Below are 17219 nucleotides of genomic sequence, written 5' to 3'. Positions count from 1 at the left end.
ATGAAAGAAACAACATTTAAACGACACCGTCGTCTGCGCCGCACAGACTCTATGAGAGCGCTCGTGCGTGAAACGAAGCTCAGTACGGATGATCTGATCTATCCGATTTTCGTTGTGGAAGGAGAAAACATCAAAAATCCAGTGGCTTCCATGCCTGGTGTCCACCAGGTCTCTCTAGATTACCTTACGGAAGAGATGCAGGAACTCGTGAATCTGGGTATCCGGTCGGTCATCGTGTTCGGCGTACCGAAGGAGAAAGATGAGGTCGGAACACAGGCTTTCCATGAGCATGGAATCGTCCAGCAGGCAATCCGTCAGATCAAGGAAGAGGTGCCGGAGCTCACGGTCATCGCGGATACCTGTCTCTGTCAATATACCGACCACGGCCACTGCGGCGTTGTTCGCGACGGGGAAATAATCAATGACGAATCGCTGAAGTACCTGACGCAAACCGCAGTGACACAGGCGGAAGCCGGAGCGGATATTATCGCACCTTCCAATATGATGGACGGGTTTGTCGCTGCCATCCGTGCGGGTCTGGATGAAGCTGGTTTCCATCACATTCCTGTGATGTCCTATGCTGTTAAATATGCATCTGCCTTCTATGGTCCTTTCCGTGACGCCGCTCACAGCACACCACAATTCGGCGACCGTCGGGCGTATCAGATGGATCCTGCCAACCGTTTGGAAGCGCTGCGTGAAGCGGAATCCGATGTAGAAGAGGGAGCAGACTTCCTCATCGTCAAGCCGGCTCTTGCTTACTTGGATATTATGAGAGAAGTGAAAGATCGTTTCCGTCTTCCGCTGGTCGCCTACAATGTCAGCGGGGAATATTCCATGATCAAAGCAGCTGCCCAGAACGGCTGGGTTAATGAGCAGGAGATCGTTATGGAGAAGCTGTTGTCCATGAAACGCGCAGGTGCGGATCTGATCATCACCTATTTTGCCAAAGATGCAGCGAAGTGGCTGAACCAATAAAAGAATAGAAGAAAGGGTGCAGATTATGAGGAATTTTGATCAATCCAAGCAGGCGTACGATAAAGCAGTAGATTTAATGCCCGGCGGGGTCAACTCCCCTGTCCGTGCGTTCAAATCCGTAGATATGGACCCGATTTTTATGGAAAGAGGGGAAGGGTCGAAACTTGTGGATATCGATGGAAATGAATATATCGATTACGTACTTAGTTTCGGTCCGCTCATTCTTGGCCATGCAGACCCTAAAGTGACGGAAGCCTTAACGAAGGTGACGGCACACGGGACAAGCTTCGGGGCACCTACCAGAATGGAGAACAAGCTTGCGGAGCTTGTCATTGAACGTGTACCATCCATTGAAATGCTTCGGATGGTGAACTCCGGTACAGAAGCGACGATGAGCGCGCTGCGTGTAGCCAGAGGCTATACCGGCCGTGATAAAATTCTTAAATTTGAAGGGAATTATCACGGACACGGGGATTCCCTGCTTATCAAAGCAGGTTCCGGTGTTGCTACGCTCGGTCTGCCTGATTCCCCGGGAGTTCCGGAGTCGATTGCTCAGAATACGATTACGGTCCCCTATAACGATTTGGAAAGCGTTCGTTACGTTTTCGAACAATACGGAGAAGATCTCGCTGCCGTCATCATCGAACCGGTATCCGGGAATATGGGTGTCGTACCGCCGACGGAAGCATTCCTTAAATCTCTGCGTCAGTTGACAGAAGCCAACGGCACGGTTCTTATCTTTGACGAAGTGATGACAGGGTTCCGTGTTGGTTATCACAGCGCTCAAGGGCACTTCGACGTCACTCCTGACATGACTACCCTCGGTAAAGTGATCGGAGGAGGCCTTCCTGTGGGGGCTTACGGTGGAAAGCGGGAAATCATGGAGCGTGTCGCTCCAGTTGGTGATATTTATCAGGCCGGAACACTTTCCGGGAACCCACTTGCTATGACGGCCGGATTTGAGACGCTTTCCGCTCTGACGGAAGAATCCTATACGTCTATTAACCACAAAGTAGACCGATTGGTGGAAGGTTTTCTTCATGCAGCGGAAACGCACGGCGTTCCATTGACGGTTAATCGAGCGGGATCCATGGTTGGATTCTTCTTTACGAACGAGCCGGTGACTAATTTCGAAACGGCCAACCGGTCGGATTTAGCATTGTTTAAGAAATATTTTCAGGGGATGGTCCAAGAAGGAATTTATCTCCCGCCTTCGCAGTTTGAAGGAATGTTCTTATCGACGAAGCATACGGATGAGGATATCGAGAAAACGATACAGGCCGCAGAAAAAGTATTCGCCGGTCTTAAGTGACTATTATACAAAAGCGTACGGGTCCTTCCCGTACGCTTTTGTTTTTGTGGAAAAAGTGCTGGTCAAGAGGAGCGTACTGGGAGTCTCCTGATTAACCGCATTCGTTGGAGGCTGGAGTTTTTCAGCTGTTCGGCCTTTTTCTGCTTTTCAGCTCTTATGTATATATCTGCTCCTGTCGCATATGGTGATAAAAGAGAATCGTGTTTATTACCTTAGGGAGGGGACCTGACATTGCAGAACAAACAAAATGTATTTTCCTTTTATTTAGATGAATCGATTTGGTTCAAGGAGGGACAGGGAGTACGAGAGCTGATTGGTATCTCCTTAGAACCTGAGATATCCATTGAAGAGCTGGGAGATGTCGTCCGGTTGAAGGGGACGGTGGAACTTGCGGGAGAATATATCCCGACAGGAAACACGGGGGATCCCGAGGATGCAGCATTCACGAACTCGGTGAGGATTATGGATCATGTCGCGCCGGTCGAAGGGGATGCGTATGAATTCCGTCACCAATTCCCGGTAGAAATAACGGTACCATTAGAGAGAGTATCGAATTTAGAGGATGTTCTCATCGATATTGAAAGTTTCGATTATGAACTACCAGCCACACGTCAGCTTCGCCTGCATGCCCACATTAATATCAACGGCATCGAAGAAAAGGATAAAGGGGCTGCGAATGCGGAATCCTTTGACGAATCTGCAAGGGTTGGGCCGGTCAACTTCCCTGAAGATAAAGCCCAGGATATTCCGATTTTCCCGGAACGCGAAGCTCCTGTTTTTCAGTTCGACCAGCAACAGGAATCGGTGGATGATAAACCGAGTTCATCCAGTGATGGACGGTGGACGTACAAAAAGTCACAGAGCTTCCCGGAATTTTTTGGTCATACAGCTCCGGCATCGGAAACACCACCTGCAGGTGACGAGGCCGAGCCTTCAATGGAGACGATCGTCGATTGGGAGGAAGTAGAGGTCAGTGTGGAAGAATCGCAGACGTCTTCTTCGGAAGAACAGGAACAAAAAGCGCCGGGCGGAATGGACGGAATTAAACAGATTTTCAAACACCTATTTCCGAATAGGGAAGATACGTACACACAAATGAAGATGTATATTGCACAAGAAGAGGAGACACTTTCGTCAATCGCTGAGAAGTATGGTGTAACGGTGAAACAGCTGGAGCGGGTGAATGAACATACAGAGGATGTGTCTCCGGGTCAAATTGTATATATTCCGAGCTAAATCCATTTGTATTTGAAAGCAAGAAAAAGCCCCAATAAAAAACCGAACAGGAAAATATCGAACGTCGTCGGGAAAATGATCATTCGGATGGTTTGAAAGATGACGATCGGCAGTAAGCATTTCTCGAGAACATACAGCCAGTTTCTGCACCAGATCGGCAGACGGTACCTATATAAGCGGCTGAAGAGGAACACCTCCATACTTTTTTTGAGCGTTTTCCCACCATGGAATGGGCGGACGCTCATTTTTTTTGTTACAGGTTGACTAAAGCATTGTTTTCTATATACAATATGTTATATAACCTTTATACGTGAAATGCTTAGATAGGGAAGAGTACATGAACAATTCCTAAAGAGAGGAAAACATTCGGTGAGAGTTTTCCAGGAACCCTGTTGATGGAAGGTCGCCCTTGATGCAGCTTCTTTGAACCAAAGAGTAGGAGAAGCCGGTTAGAAGCCGTTATGTCAGTCGAGTGTACAGGAAGAGTATGTTGTTTTCCTGTAAATGAAGGTGGTACCACGGAATGAATCCCCTCCGTCCTTTTTTGGACGGAGGGGTTTTTATTTTATACAAAGAGAATAGAAGGAGGAAGATCGGAATGGATCAACAAGATCTTTCGATGCCGACAAAGTACGATCCGGCAGCAATTGAAAAAGACCGGTATCAGTACTGGGTGGACGGCAAGTTTTTTGAAGCAACAGGAGATAAAGAGAAGGAGCCTTATACTATTGTCATCCCGCCGCCGAACGTCACAGGGAAACTGCACCTTGGCCATGCGTGGGATACGACATTGCAGGATATTTTAAGCCGTGTGAAGCGGATGCAGGGATATGACGTCCTTTGGCTGCCGGGAATGGATCACGCGGGCATTGCGACACAGGCGAAAGTCGATGCCAAACTTCGGGAAGAAGGAATCAATCGTCATGATTTAGGACGGGAGAAGTTCCTGGAAAAGTCCTGGGAGTGGAAGCATGAATATGCAAAATTCATCCGCGCCCAGTGGGAGAAACTCGGCCTCGGTTTGGACTATTCAAGAGAGCGTTTCACTTTGGATGAAGGTCTTTCAAAAGCGGTTAAGGAAGTATTCGTCAAGCTTTATGAGAAAGGTCTCATTTACCGCGGGGAGTACATCATCAACTGGGACCCTGCGACACAAACAGCTCTTTCCGATATTGAAGTGGAATATAAAGATGTCCAGGGCGCGTTCTATCATATGCGTTATCCGCTGAAGGGCGAAGAAGGTTCGATTGAAATCGCAACGACACGCCCGGAAACCATGCTTGGAGACACAGCCATTGCCGTTCATCCGGAAGATGATCGTTACAAACATTTGATCGGCAAAAAAGCGATCCTTCCTATCGTTGGAAGGGAAATTGAAATTGTCGGAGACGATTATGTCGATATGGAATTCGGATCAGGAGCGGTGAAAATCACACCGGCCCACGATCCAAATGATTTTGAAATCGGCAACCGCCATAACCTTGAACGCATTCTTGTCATGAATGAAGACGGAACAATGAATCACAACGCCGGTAAGTATCAAGGGATGGATCGTTTCGAGTGCCGGAAGCAGATTGTCAAGGACCTTCAGGAATCCGGCGTTCTCTTCGAGATTGAAGAGCACATGCATTCTGTCGGCCATTCGGAACGGAGCGGAGCAGTAGTTGAACCGTATCTTTCCACCCAGTGGTTCGTTGACATGAAGCCTCTCGCAGAAGCTTCCGTCGATCTTCAAAAAGGAGACGATCGAGTAGCATTCGTGCCGGAACGATTCGAGAAGCCGTACCTGCACTGGATGGAAAATACGCGTGATTGGTGTATTTCCCGTCAATTGTGGTGGGGACACCGCATTCCAGCCTGGTACCATAAAGAAACCGGGGAAGTGTATGTCGGCAAAGAAGCACCGGCAGATGAGGAAAATTGGAAGCAGGAAGAAGATGTCCTCGATACATGGTTCTCTTCCGCTCTGTGGCCGTTTTCCACAATGGGCTGGCCGGATGAGGACAGTGAAGATTATAAGCGCTACTTCCCGACGAACGTTCTTGTTACCGGTTATGACATCATCGGATTCTGGGTAAGCCGGATGATCTTCCAGTCGCTTGAATTCACAGGGAAGCGTCCGTTTGACGACGTTCTTATCCACGGTCTTGTCCGTGATGCTGATGGACGGAAAATGAGTAAGTCCCTCGGAAACGGTGTCGATCCGATGGATGTCATTGAGAAGTATGGCGCGGATTCGCTGCGTTACTTCCTATCTACCGGCTCTTCTCCGGGGCAGGATCTGCGCTTCCACTGGGAGAAGGTGGAATCAACGTGGAACTTCGCCAACAAGATTTGGAACGCCTCCCGCTTTGCGCTCATGAATATGGGAGATTTAACGTTTGAGGACATTGATTTGTCCGGGAAGAAATCCGTTGCCGATCAGTGGATTCTGACTCGTTTGAATCAGACGATTGAGCAGGTGACGACGAACATCGATAAGTATGAGTTCGGAGAAGCAGGACGTCACCTGTATAACTTCATCTGGGATGACTTCTGTGACTGGTACATTGAAATGGCGAAGCTGCCGTTATACGGAGAAGACGAGGCGAGAATTCATACGACCCGTTCGATCTTGGCTTACACGCTTGATCAAACGATGCGTATGCTTCATCCGTTCATGCCTTTCATTACAGAGGAAATTTGGCAGCATCTTCCGCACCAAGGAGAGTCCATCACGCAGGCGTCCTGGCCGGTAGTCCGGGATGACTTCCATAACGAAGAAGCAGTGGCGGAAATGGAGCGTCTCGTTTCCATTATCCGATCCGTGCGGAATATCCGCTCCGAAGTGGATACGCCGATGTCTAAAGAAATTCAGTTGATGATTCAGGCGAAAGATCAAGCTGTCGTTGATGAGCTTGAGAAGAACCGTGCCTACCTGGAACGTTTCTGTAATCCAAGCGAGCTTGAAATTTCGACAGATCTTCAGGCACCTGAAAAAGCCATGTCAGCGGTTGTTACCGGAGCGGAACTTTATCTGCCGCTTGCAGGTTTAATCAATATCGAGGACGAGATCAAGCGTTTGGAGAATGAATGGAAGAAGTGGGATCAGGAAGTCACCCGCGTCCAGAAGAAATTGTCCAATGAAGGTTTTGTCAAAAAAGCGCCGGAACAGGTTGTCGAAGAAGAACGGAAGAAAGAAACCGACTATTTGGATAAACGTGCAAAAGTCGAAGCGAGAATTAAGGAATTGAAAGCATAAACAATGGAAAGGGAGTGTATTCTTTAGGAATACGCTCCCCTTTTTGAAGGTAGGGAAGACAGCTATGAATTATCAAGAAGCTTTGGATTGGATTCATTCGAGAGAGAAGTTCAAAGTGAAGCCGGGTTTGAAGCGCATGGATTGGATGATGGAACGCCTCGGCCATCCGGAGAAGGGCTTTAAAGCGATTCACGTCGCCGGTACAAACGGCAAAGGCTCGACCGTTTCCTTTCTGAGGAATCTCCTCCAAGCACAAGGATACACGGTGGGAACCTTCACTTCTCCTTATATCGAAAGATTCAATGAGCGTATCAGCCTGAACGGGGAGCCGGTTTCTGATGCGGTGATTGCACGCCTTGTGGATCGGATACGTCCGCTTGCTGAGTCTTTGAAGGAAACCCCTTTAGGAGAACCGACAGAGTTTGAGATCATAACTGCTATGGCGATGATCTACTTTGACGAGCAGCCGATCGATTATGCCGTCGTGGAAACGGGACTTGGTGGACGGTATGATTCGACGAATATTCTTCATCCCATCGTTTCTGTCATCACAAATATCGGACATGACCATATGAATATCCTCGGTTCGACAGTAAGGGAGATAGCTGGTGAAAAGGCGGGGATCATCAAGCAGAAGGTCCCGGTCGTGACAGCAGTTAAACAGCCCGAGGCAATGGAAGTCATCCTTGAAGAAGCAACGAGTCAAAAAGCACCGTTATTCTCTTTAACTACGCATTTTCACGTCACACATGAGGCAAGTACACCGGAAGGGGAAACCTTTATATTCCGGTCGGGTGCGTATGAATCGGAACTTCTTCTCAGTAGAATGAAAGGGCACCATCAGGTGGAGAACGCATCGGTCGCCCTCCAGACAATGGAGAGTTTAAAGCAGGCGGGAGATGCCATCGACCGCAGGCATTATAGGAGTGGATTGGAACAAACGACATGGCCGGCACGCTTCGAAACGGTCCGGAATCAGCCGCTCACTATTATTGACGGGGCTCATAACGAAGAAGGGACCAAGGCTCTCGTGGATACAGTGAAAGAACATTACAGGGGACGGTCGGTTGTTCTCGTTTATGCAGCTTTGGAAGACAAGCCGGTTATAAAGATGATGAATCAATTGAAAGAAGTAGTCGATTTCGCAGTCGTGACCAGCTTTGACTTTCCGAGAGCCTTGCAGGAAGAAGACCTTGCTTCTCTCTCCCCAATTAAACCGACGCTACCTGCGGAAAACTTACAGGAAGCGTTGAGGCTCGCCGAGCAGCAGTTGGATGATAAGAGTGTGTTGTTAATAACGGGATCCTTATACTTTATCTCGGACGTTAGAGCATACTTTAAATCAAAAATGAAGAAGTGACTGAAAACGCCTGGGCTTCCTCTATGAGGGAGTCCAGCTTTTCTGGTTTTTGTGATGCTTTATGCTCATTTGTTAAGGTTACAGTGCGACAAATGTCGGTTTATAAGATATAATTTGGTGGTAAAAAAGATTCATTTGATAAGTGGCTGACAAGGAGCGTTGAATAGATATGGTGCATAAGAAAACCGCTTGGAAACTGGTGCTTGTTTTAACGATCGGTATATTTCTGCTCTTCCTCACCACCCAGGAGGCGGCAAAGGCTTTCACTTTTGTAACCGGGGGAGGCAACTACGCGGAAAATACGACGGTCGCTTCTATATCTCTGGCCGGCAAGAACAGGAAAGAAGCGGAAAAAATCTTAGCAGACAACATAGAGGAATGGCGGGATGAAACAGCCGTTACGTTATCAGCATCAGGAAAACGTATTGTTCTGGATACGGAAGAAGTGACGTTTGATGTGGAGGAAACATTGGAGGAGGCGGTCCAAGGGTCTGATAACGGTCTGGTCGTTGTACTCTCCGAACGTTTTTTTGATCCATTGGAAGAAGAGATGGACAGCGAATTAAGAGATTCACTCTCAGAAAAGATGCTGCGTGACGTTGTAAAAGAGGATGCTGCTTCCCTCCCGGAAGATTCTTTGGAATACGACGCCTATCATTTTCTTGATCAGGAGAATGAAGAACTCTATGAATCGATTGGAAGCCAGACGATGAACGTACCGGCAGAGGTGGATATGGAGCGAATGAGAAAGCTGTTCGATCATACAGAAATGGAAAATGGGGAGACATTCTCCATGCTTGATTTGTTGTTTGAGGAAGGTGTATATGATGAACAAGCGCTGAATATGGCGGCAACAGCCATCTACGGTGCGAGTCTGAAAGCTGGGTTTGATGTGGAGGAAAGACACATCAGCCAAAGGAGACCGGCATTTGCTGAAATTGGCATGGAGGCAGGTGTGAATCTAAAGGACAAGCAGGACCTGAAGCTGTATAACCCTTATTCTCATGACTACATATTGAACTGGGAGGAGACGTCTTCTGGATTCGAGGTGTCCTGGACCGGCTACCCGACAGGCTCAGATTATCAGATTTATGTCCGATCGGCAGGCACCGTACCGCCGAAAGCGATTGTCGAGTATTCCACCTTGTTGGAACCCGGGCAGGTGGAAGTGGTGCAGCAGGGAAAGGATGGGGAAAGCGCAGAGATATGGCGGGAAGACCGTGCGTCCCTTAACGGTGATGAGGAGCTCTTAACGGAAGATTATTATCCTCCTGTCCCTGGGGTGGAGGTGCATTCCAGTTTTGTCGTGCTGAACGAGTTGGAAGAGGAAGCACAAGTGGATTCCGAAGTCGTGAAGCACCCGTCCCTGGATGGTACGAAAGCTTCCAATCCTGTCGGACCAGGAGAAGTGGATGTGTGGGAAAATGTGCAGGAGTGGGAGAAGAAATGATGGAACGTAAAGTGAAGGTGAGGATAAGATGACAAGAAGGAAGCGGCTTGGTGATCTGTTGAAAGAAGCAGGTGTCATTGAGGAAGCTCAAATAGAAGAAGCCCTGAAAGAAAAGCAAGCAGACCAAAAGCTCGGAGACGTATTGGTGGAGAAAGGGTATGTGACGGAACAACAGTTGATCGAAGTATTGGAATTCCAACTGGGCATTCCGAAGGTTTCCCTTTTTCACTTTCCTGTTGATTCCCAAGTTATCTCTATCGTGGATAAGGACTTTGCCCTTCGTAATCTGCTTGTTCCCATTCAGCGTAAGGGTAGAGAATTAACGGTTGCAATGGCGGATCCCATGGACTACTACTCCATCGATGACATGAAAATATCGACAGGGTTTCAGATTTCGCCGGTCATTGCCACGAAGTATGAAATCATTCAGGCGGTGAACCGTCATTATAATTTGAGCGATTCCGACCTTGAGGAAGAAAAGGACGGGGAAGCTCCTGCCATCCGACTGGTGGATCAGCTGCTCCAGGCAGGAGTGCAGATGAAAGCGAGCGATATACATATCGATCCACAGGAATCAAAGGTGTTGATCCGGTACCGGATTGACGGCGTATTGAGGACGGAGCGTACGCTGCCGAAAAGTCATCAAAACAGTTTGACTGCCCGTGTGAAAATCATGGCGGACATGAATATTACAGAAACACGTCTGCCCCAGGACGGACGGATCAAGACGAAGGTCGACCACGGAACGGTAGATTTGCGAATCTCGATTCTCCCGACAGTGTTTGGGGAGAAGGTCGTCATTCGAATTTTGGATTTGGCGAATACGCTCGGCGGAATCGATGAACTCGGTTTCCATCCCGTCAATAGAGATAAGTACCTCGACTTAATTCAACAACCCTCGGGTCTGCTGTTGATCACCGGCCCTACTGGTTCTGGAAAATCCTCTACCCTCTATGCTTCTTTAAACCGTCTTAATACGGAGAATGTCAATATTATAACGGTGGAAGATCCGGTAGAGTACCAGATTGAGGGGCTCAATCAGGTGCAGGTCCATACCAAGGTCGGGTTGACGTTTTCGGAAGGCCTGCGTTCGATTCTTCGCCAGGATCCGAACATCGTCATGGTCGGAGAGATCCGCGATTCCGAAACAGCAGAAATTGCCGTGCGCGCATCGTTGACCGGTCATCTCGTTCTTAGCACGCTTCATACGAACAGCTCCATATCGGCCATTCCCCGCCTGTTTGATATGGGAATCGAACCGTATTTAGTCGTATCCTCTTTATCAGGGGTTGTGGCTCAAAGGCTTGTAAGAAGGATATGCCGGGATTGCAGACAGGCGTATACGCCAAGTGAGATGGAGAGAAATCATTTTCGGAAACGCGGGCTTCAGGTGGATCAAATATACAAAGGCGCCGGCTGTAACAGCTGCCAGAATTCCGGCTACAGAGGGCGGATGGCCATCCAGGAGGTGCTTGTCATTGATGATGAAATTCGAAGTTTAATGATGCAGCACAAGAGTATGGAGGATGTTCAGCGCTATGTGAGGGACGCAGGCATGATGTTTCTTTTGGATGACGGACTTTTGAAGGCGCAGCAGGGGATGACGACACTGGAAGAGGTTCTCCGAGTCGCAAAAGCATATGGAGGGAGGGATGGGCAATGAAGGAACAATTGGATGAGTTATTGACACTTGCGAACAGCTATGGTGCATCTGATATTCACATGACGGTGGGAGTCCCTCCGATTTTCCGGATCCATGGAGAACTGCAGCGGTTCGGAGAAGAGAAGGTGAGGCCGGAAGATACAGAAGCGATGGCAGAAGCGATCCTGTCCGACGTTCTTTTGGAGCAGTTGAGGAAAGTGAGAGAAGTGGACGTTTCTTACGGCATTGCCGGTGTGTCCCGGTTCCGGATCAATATTTTCTATCAGCGCAATTGTCTGTCCCTTGCCGTCCGAATCGTGCCCCGTAACATTCCGACCATCAGCGAACTGCACATGCCCGACGTGTTGAAAGATATCAGCATGTTTCCTCAGGGGCTCGTGCTCGTGACCGGGCCGACCGGGTCGGGGAAGTCGACCACACTTGCATCGATGGTCGACCATATTAATCAAACCGGTAAAAAGCATATCATTACACTGGAGGATCCGATCGAGTACACGCATAATCACAAGAACTCGATCGTTGATCAGCGGGAAATTGGTTTCGATACACGAAATTTCGCGAATGGTCTCCGCGCGTGTTTAAGGCAGGATCCGGACGTCATCTTAGTTGGGGAACTCCGGGATTACGAAACCATTTCGACAGCTCTGACCGCAGCAGAAACCGGTCACCTCGTTTTGGGTACGCTGCATACTACAAACGCACCGGATACGATTGACAGGATCATCGATGTTTTTCCACCGGCACAGCAGGGGCAGGTAAGGGTCCAGCTTGCGAACGTCCTGCAGGCAATCGTTTCGCAGCGGCTGTTCCAAACAATGGACAGGAAAGGGCGCCGTGCAGCCGCAGAAGTGTTGATCAATACACCTGCCATTAAGAATTTAATTAGAAACGCAAAGATTCATCAAATTAAGAATGTACTGCAGACGTCCAGAGCGAACCGGATGCAGACGCTGGAAATGTCTATTTTGGAGCTTCTTGGCAAGAAAGTGATTGATGAGAGGGATGCGGCTCCATTCCTGAAAGAAGGGGGCGTTTAATTCATGCCCTACTATTCGTATGAAGGCCGAACGATCGCCGGGAAAATCAGAGGGAAAATACGAGCAGAAACAAAAAACGAAGCGGTGTCGAGATTGAAAACGGACGGGGTCGTCATCAAAGACATCAAGGCATCCACCAACCCACTGCTTTACGACATCCATATAGGGAGGGCTGTGAAGCAGAAAGACTTCGTGATTTTCCTCCGGCAGTTCGCCACTTTGATCAAAGCAGGGATCTCCCTTTTGGAATCGACGAGAATACTGGCCCAGCAAACGAACAGCCGGAAGCTTGGAGAGGCGCTTCGGGACGTTTCAGGTCATTTGGAGAGTGGAAGGGCCTTCTCGGAAGCTTCTGCTCTTCATCCAAAAGTATTTCCGAACTTGTTCGTCCAATTGATCCGTGCGGGAGAAGCGGGTGGAAACCTGGAGGAGATTTTGGAGAGATTGGCTGTTTACTATGAGAAGCAGTTCGATACACGCCAGAAAATCATTTCCGCCTTGTTATATCCTTCCATCGTCGGTGGTGTTTCCTTCTTGATCATCCTCTTTCTGCTGACATTCGTCGTTCCACGGTTTGCGGATATGTTTTTAAGTATTGGTGGAGATCTCCCTGCCATGACGAAGTTTACACTTCAAGCAAGTGGAATGGTGGAGAGATTTTGGTATATCTTGATCCTTGTCCCTGCACTTGCCGTCGTTCTTTATCAGGCACTTATCCGTCGAAGCCCGAAAGTAAGCTATACATTAGACGCGTGGAAACTTCGCGTGCCGGTTTTCGGTCCGTTACTAAAAAAGGCTGCTCTCGTGCGGATGACGAGCACCCTCAGTTCTTTGATGAACAGTTCCGTTCCCATCCTGAAGTCGCTCGAGATTACCCGGAAGGTTGTGGAAAATAAAGTAATTGAAAAGGCGATCGAGGACAGCTTCCAATCTCTGGAGCAGGGGGAAACCTTGTCCCGTCCCTTGAAGGAGTCTCCTGTGTTTCCGCCTCTCGTCGCTCAAATGATCGCCATCGGGGAGGAAACGGGGTCGCTTGACTATATGCTCGCCAAAGTAGCAGAGTTCTACGACTCAGAACTGGAATACGCGACAGAACGATTGAAGACGCTGATAGAACCTGTGATGATTCTGTTTTTATCCATTGTGGTAGGAAGTATCGTCGCATCAATCGCCATCCCGATGTTCTCCGCGTTCGAGAACATTCGCTGAGTATGTTGGATCGGTAAAAAAGTGCTAGTCGTAAATCCTTTTATCCTTTATAATGAACATAGGTCATTTTGCTAATGAAAAAAGAACTATCTTGTATTAGTAACTACCTTACTATCATTTGAAGGAGAGAGAAGATGAAAAAGTGGAAACGTTTGTTGAAGAATGAGAAAGGTTTCACGTTAATTGAACTGCTGGCCGTCATCGTCATTTTAGGAATTATTGCACTGATTGCCGTACCGGCTATTGGGAATCTGCTGGCTGATACGAAGGACGATGCACATGACTCGAATGCCCTTGCGCTTTTGGAGGCTTCTCGTATTGCGGAAGTGAATGGAGAGTTTACATTTCCAACGGATGCAAGTAAATTGTATGAGGCCGGTTATTTAGATTCTGTCCCTCAAGATCCTGTTACAGGAAAGCCATACGTAACGACTAAAGTTGAGAAAAATTCAGATGGTGTATTCGAGGTTACCTTGGACAAATATGTAGAAGGTAAAACAAAATCTGACTTATCTAACGAATAATTTTAAAATTTAATGTTAAGGGTCCCTAAATTCGGGACCCTCCTTAATTATATTAATCGAGGAGACCAAACCATGCATGTCATTCTACCCCTCTATATATTCTTAACCGGTACGATTCTCGGCTCGTTTTACAACGTCGTGGGAATCCGCCTCCCCAAACACATTCCCTTCGTACAAGGACGCTCCGCCTGCCCCGATTGCGGCACGCAGCTCGAACCCCGGGATTTGATCCCTGTCTTATCCTACGTAATCGCTAAGGGCAGATGCAGGCACTGCGGCCGTCCTGTTTCCTTCCTTTATCCCGCAGTCGAGCTTATAACGGGAGCGTTGTTTTTTATTGCCTATGTTCACTATGGATTAACGGTTGAATTCACAGGTGCTCTCTTGTTGATTTCGCTTGCTGTTATTGTCAGCATCGGGGATTTCAAATATATGCTTATCCCGAACCGTCTGCTGCTCTTCTTTACAGGTGTCTTCTTCCTGTATCGAATCGCCTTTCCGCTCGATCCCTGGTATGACTCGCTTCTTGGTGCTTTGACGGGAAGCGGTATTGTGTTCGTCATTATTGTAGTCAGCAAGGGCGGCATGGGGGCGGGAGACATGAAGCTTCTCGGTGTTTTAGGTCTTTTTCTCGGTATGAAAGCGATGGTTTTGACGCTTTTTCTTGCTTCCTTGATCGGAACCGTCGTAAGCCTCTCCCTCATAGGGATCGGCGTCGTTAACCGGAAACAGCCGGTTCCATTCGGGCCTTCGATCATGGCTGCGGCTTTGATTGTCTACTTTTACGGGCAGCAGATGATGGATGCTTATTTCAAAATGTTGTAAGGATAGGAGTCGTTATGTATGTTCTCACTAATAAAACAGTCCGGACGGATTCATTTTATTATTAAAACCCACGTCATCCGTTTTCTTCATAGTAAGTCGGCAGGAGGAAAAGAGGATCTAGTGGAAGCCGGGGAAATTCCCATTCCTAAAGGGGTATGGGCTGATGGAAGGCTGCAGGATCCGGAAGAGCTCTTCCGGATCGTGGGAAGTTTGGTGGAGGAGAGAGAATGGAAGAAGAAACAGCTCTACTTCACTGTGCCGGATCATTCTGTCGTGATCCGTATGTTGGATATCCCGGCAGAAGTAAAAGAAGAAGAAATAAAAGGCTATTTATATATGCAGGTCGGGGACACGCTGCACCTGCCCTTTGATAACCCGAGCTTCGATTTCGCTATGATTAGAGAAGATGAGGATGGGAAAAAGACAATAGTCATCTTCGCCTACCCAGAAATTCAGATGGAAGAGATGAGCCGTTTATTCGAACGGACCGGTTTAAAACCGGTGGTGGCGGATATCAGCGCACTGGCGATTCACCGCGCCTACCTTCAATCGATGTCCAATGAAGAAGGGGAACATCTCCTTCTGGCGGATTGGAATATCGACGGCTGTGTGCTGACCGTCTTTCGCGATGGTGCACCAGTCGTACATAACCATACCACCTGTCCGCTGTCTTTCGAGCAATGGGAAAAGACGAATGGATGTTACTCGTGGTCCGGGGAGGATCCTGCGGAGCCCTCCAGGCACACGATGGATCAGGTCAATGAAATAGAGAGAGTGATGGCGTTTTATCGTTATTCCGTCATGAATGATGAGGCCGGCGTATCAAAAGTCATGATCACGGGAGATTGGCCGGATAAGGATCGCGCTGTGGATTTATTGACAGAGCGGAATGTGAAAGCAGAGCGCTGGTGCGGCGATGAAGCGTACCCGGGCGTGGAAGCGGATGTACTCGGTTTGTCATGGAGACAGTAAAGCGGGAGAGGGATTGAATGTCGATAAACATTAACCTGTTGGAGGAAAAAGAACGGCGTAACATGCTTCCGTGGATGGTCTGCATCAGCACATTCCTCCTGATCAGTGTTGTTTTGGGTGCTTTCTTTATTCAAAAAAACAAGCTGATGGAGGAAGCGGATGCGTTGGCAGGAAAAAGTACGTCCACTCAGGAAGAGCAGCAGCCCTTTCAAGATTTTTTAGACGGGGAAGGACAGGAACGGGAACAGCTACAAAAATCTCTTCAACAGCTCAACGAGGCCGTTGTACCGGCCATACTTGTTTTGCAAGAGTTGTCGGCCGCCCTTCCAGAGCGTGGGACATTCCAGTCGTTCACCTTGGAAGGTTCTTCAGAAATCCAGATAGAAGCTGTGCTCGATACAATCCAGGAAGCGGCACAGTATTTGGATGAGCTCAAGCGATCGGATCTTGTTCTGCAAGTGGATCTTGTCGAAATGGTGACACCGGAAGGGGAAACCACGCTTTCCGGAGTGTACAGCAGTTACACAGCGACCTACATAATCAAACTGGATGTGGAAGAAGTGAGGAAACAAGGAGGGAATGAGCAGTGAAGGTCGAATGGTCACGATCGGTTCTTTATCTAGTCATCGTCTGCTGTTTGCTTACTTCTGCCGTCCTTGTCACTGGCTACCGTCTCCTCGTAAGTCCCGCTAAGACGGAAGCGAAAGCAGCAGCAACTTTATTAGCGGAAGAGACAGCTGTGTTGGACGCAATGAAATCAAAGAAGGAAAAATTGGAATCAGAGTCTCTGCGCTCCTCAAGAACGATCCAACAGCAGCTCCCCGTCATCCCGTTGATCGATCAGCTTTTGTTAGAATTGGAAAAAGCGGAAGCAGCGAGCGGCAGCATGATCACGAAATTGGAAACCTTAGAGAAAGAAGAAGAGGAACCGGGTGAGGAGGAAGAAGGTGTTGAAACGGATGTGGAGGAAGAGGCGGTCTCTTTAGAACCAGAAGACCAGTCAGACAATACCGCAGTCAAAGCCATAGAGGGGCTGCGCACGATCCGATTTTCTGTCGACGTTACTTCTCTTTCCTATCCGGATATGATGGATTTCTTGGAATCCCTGCGCGAGGCGAAGCGCGTGATCCAGATAGAAGCCATTAAATATGAAAGACCGGATCCGGGCGGTCCTTTGTCTTATTCCATGGTTATAGAGAGTTATTACCAACCGCTCTATGAGGAGCTTGTTAATGAAGCGCCCCGCTATCAATACGAAGCACGTTCCGGCAAAAGCGTACCTTTTTCCATAGAGCATGGGGAAGAAGGGGAAGCAGCGATGGAAGAAATTGAATTATTGGATGAAACCGGGGAAGCCCAGTGATAAATTTGTCGATGATCGGTTGACAAAATTCAGCTATCTTTTCATTTTT

Annotated in this window: 14 protein-coding genes and 1 other annotated feature; all 14 genes read left to right on the top strand. The window is 48.3% G+C overall.

Annotated features, from left to right (window positions below; genetic code table 11):
- Entirely contained in the window at positions 1 to 978 is a 978-nt protein-coding gene (hemB, locus tag AXG56_RS07895) for a porphobilinogen synthase (protein ID WP_008635070.1), read from the top strand.
- A gap of 25 nt (positions 979 to 1003) precedes the next feature.
- The gene (gene hemL, locus AXG56_RS07890; protein ID WP_026577151.1) at positions 1004 to 2290 is read left to right on the top strand and encodes a glutamate-1-semialdehyde 2,1-aminomutase; all 1287 of its coding nucleotides are present in this window, start codon (positions 1004 to 1006) and stop codon (positions 2288 to 2290) included.
- 231 nt (positions 2291 to 2521) lie between these two features.
- The gene (spoVID, locus tag AXG56_RS07885) at positions 2522 to 3526 is read left to right on the top strand and encodes a stage VI sporulation protein D (RefSeq protein ID WP_062513879.1); all 1005 of its coding nucleotides are present in this window, start codon (positions 2522 to 2524) and stop codon (positions 3524 to 3526) included.
- A 311-nt stretch (positions 3527 to 3837) separates the two neighbouring features.
- Positions 3838 to 4071: a binding site (T-box leader), on the top strand.
- A 53-nt stretch (positions 4072 to 4124) separates the two neighbouring features.
- The gene (locus tag AXG56_RS07875; RefSeq protein ID WP_026577153.1) at positions 4125 to 6767 is read left to right on the top strand and encodes a valine--tRNA ligase; all 2643 of its coding nucleotides are present in this window, start codon (positions 4125 to 4127) and stop codon (positions 6765 to 6767) included.
- 64 nt (positions 6768 to 6831) lie between these two features.
- A complete protein-coding gene (locus AXG56_RS07870) occupies positions 6832 to 8127 on the top strand; it encodes a folylpolyglutamate synthase/dihydrofolate synthase family protein (RefSeq protein ID WP_062513878.1) in 1296 nt (431 codons plus the stop codon).
- Between the two features lie 169 nt (positions 8128 to 8296).
- Positions 8297 to 9577 carry a VanW family protein gene (locus AXG56_RS07865; protein ID WP_062513876.1) on the top strand — a complete coding sequence of 427 codons (1281 nt, stop codon included), beginning with the start codon at positions 8297 to 8299 and terminating at the stop codon, positions 9575 to 9577.
- A 28-nt stretch (positions 9578 to 9605) separates the two neighbouring features.
- Positions 9606 to 11240, top strand: coding sequence for a GspE/PulE family protein (locus AXG56_RS07860; RefSeq protein ID WP_062513874.1), 1635 nt, complete (start codon positions 9606 to 9608; stop codon positions 11238 to 11240).
- Positions 11237 to 12277 carry a type IV pilus twitching motility protein PilT gene (locus tag AXG56_RS07855; protein ID WP_062513872.1) on the top strand — a complete coding sequence of 347 codons (1041 nt, stop codon included), beginning with the start codon at positions 11237 to 11239 and terminating at the stop codon, positions 12275 to 12277. The genes AXG56_RS07860 and AXG56_RS07855 overlap by 4 nt, the downstream gene beginning before the upstream one ends.
- Before the next feature lie 3 nt (positions 12278 to 12280).
- Positions 12281 to 13486, top strand: coding sequence for a type II secretion system F family protein (locus AXG56_RS07850; protein WP_008637914.1), 1206 nt, complete (start codon positions 12281 to 12283; stop codon positions 13484 to 13486).
- A gap of 134 nt (positions 13487 to 13620) precedes the next feature.
- Positions 13621 to 14010 (top strand): competence type IV pilus major pilin ComGC, encoded by a 390-nt coding sequence (locus AXG56_RS07845; protein ID WP_008637915.1) that lies wholly within the window; start codon positions 13621 to 13623, stop codon positions 14008 to 14010.
- Positions 14011 to 14082: 72 nt separating this feature from the next.
- The gene (locus AXG56_RS07840; protein ID WP_008637916.1) at positions 14083 to 14835 is read left to right on the top strand and encodes an A24 family peptidase; all 753 of its coding nucleotides are present in this window, start codon (positions 14083 to 14085) and stop codon (positions 14833 to 14835) included.
- A gap of 18 nt (positions 14836 to 14853) precedes the next feature.
- A complete protein-coding gene (pilM, locus tag AXG56_RS07835) occupies positions 14854 to 15807 on the top strand; it encodes a type IV pilus biogenesis protein PilM (protein WP_062513870.1) in 954 nt (317 codons plus the stop codon).
- A 17-nt stretch (positions 15808 to 15824) separates the two neighbouring features.
- On the top strand, positions 15825 to 16397 hold the full coding sequence (locus tag AXG56_RS07830) for a PilN domain-containing protein (protein ID WP_062513867.1): 573 nt from the start codon (positions 15825 to 15827) through the stop codon (positions 16395 to 16397).
- Positions 16394 to 17170 carry a hypothetical protein gene (locus tag AXG56_RS07825; protein ID WP_026577160.1) on the top strand — a complete coding sequence of 259 codons (777 nt, stop codon included), beginning with the start codon at positions 16394 to 16396 and terminating at the stop codon, positions 17168 to 17170. The genes AXG56_RS07830 and AXG56_RS07825 overlap by 4 nt, the downstream gene beginning before the upstream one ends.
- Positions 17171 to 17219: the final 49 nt, after the last annotated feature.

Source organism: Halobacillus sp. KGW1 (assembly GCF_001592845.1).
Lineage (GTDB): Bacteria > Bacillota > Bacilli > Bacillales > Halobacillaceae > Halobacillus.
Note: the sequence above shows the minus strand (reverse complement) of the source record. Positions and strands in the feature narration are given on the sequence as shown.

What these genes read in the sequence shown, in the direction of transcription:
- hemB (WP_008635070.1), top strand. Translation starts at nt 1, where the DNA reads ATGAAAGAAACAACATTTAAACGACACCGTCGTCTGCGCCGCACAGAC.
- hemL (WP_026577151.1), top strand. Translation starts at nt 1,004, where the DNA reads ATGAGGAATTTTGATCAATCCAAGCAGGCGTACGATAAAGCAGTAGAT.
- AXG56_RS07875 (WP_026577153.1), top strand. Translation starts at nt 4,125, where the DNA reads ATGGATCAACAAGATCTTTCGATGCCGACAAAGTACGATCCGGCAGCA.
- AXG56_RS07870 (WP_062513878.1), top strand. Translation starts at nt 6,832, where the DNA reads ATGAATTATCAAGAAGCTTTGGATTGGATTCATTCGAGAGAGAAGTTC.
- AXG56_RS07865 (WP_062513876.1), top strand. Translation starts at nt 8,297, where the DNA reads ATGGTGCATAAGAAAACCGCTTGGAAACTGGTGCTTGTTTTAACGATC.
- AXG56_RS07860 (WP_062513874.1), top strand. Translation starts at nt 9,606, where the DNA reads ATGACAAGAAGGAAGCGGCTTGGTGATCTGTTGAAAGAAGCAGGTGTC.
- AXG56_RS07855 (WP_062513872.1), top strand. Translation starts at nt 11,237, where the DNA reads ATGAAGGAACAATTGGATGAGTTATTGACACTTGCGAACAGCTATGGT.
- AXG56_RS07850 (WP_008637914.1), top strand. Translation starts at nt 12,281, where the DNA reads ATGCCCTACTATTCGTATGAAGGCCGAACGATCGCCGGGAAAATCAGA.
- AXG56_RS07845 (WP_008637915.1), top strand. Translation starts at nt 13,621, where the DNA reads ATGAAAAAGTGGAAACGTTTGTTGAAGAATGAGAAAGGTTTCACGTTA.
- AXG56_RS07840 (WP_008637916.1), top strand. Translation starts at nt 14,083, where the DNA reads ATGCATGTCATTCTACCCCTCTATATATTCTTAACCGGTACGATTCTC.
- pilM (WP_062513870.1), top strand. Translation starts at nt 14,854, where the DNA reads ATGTTCTCACTAATAAAACAGTCCGGACGGATTCATTTTATTATTAAA.
- AXG56_RS07830 (WP_062513867.1), top strand. Translation starts at nt 15,825, where the DNA reads ATGTCGATAAACATTAACCTGTTGGAGGAAAAAGAACGGCGTAACATG.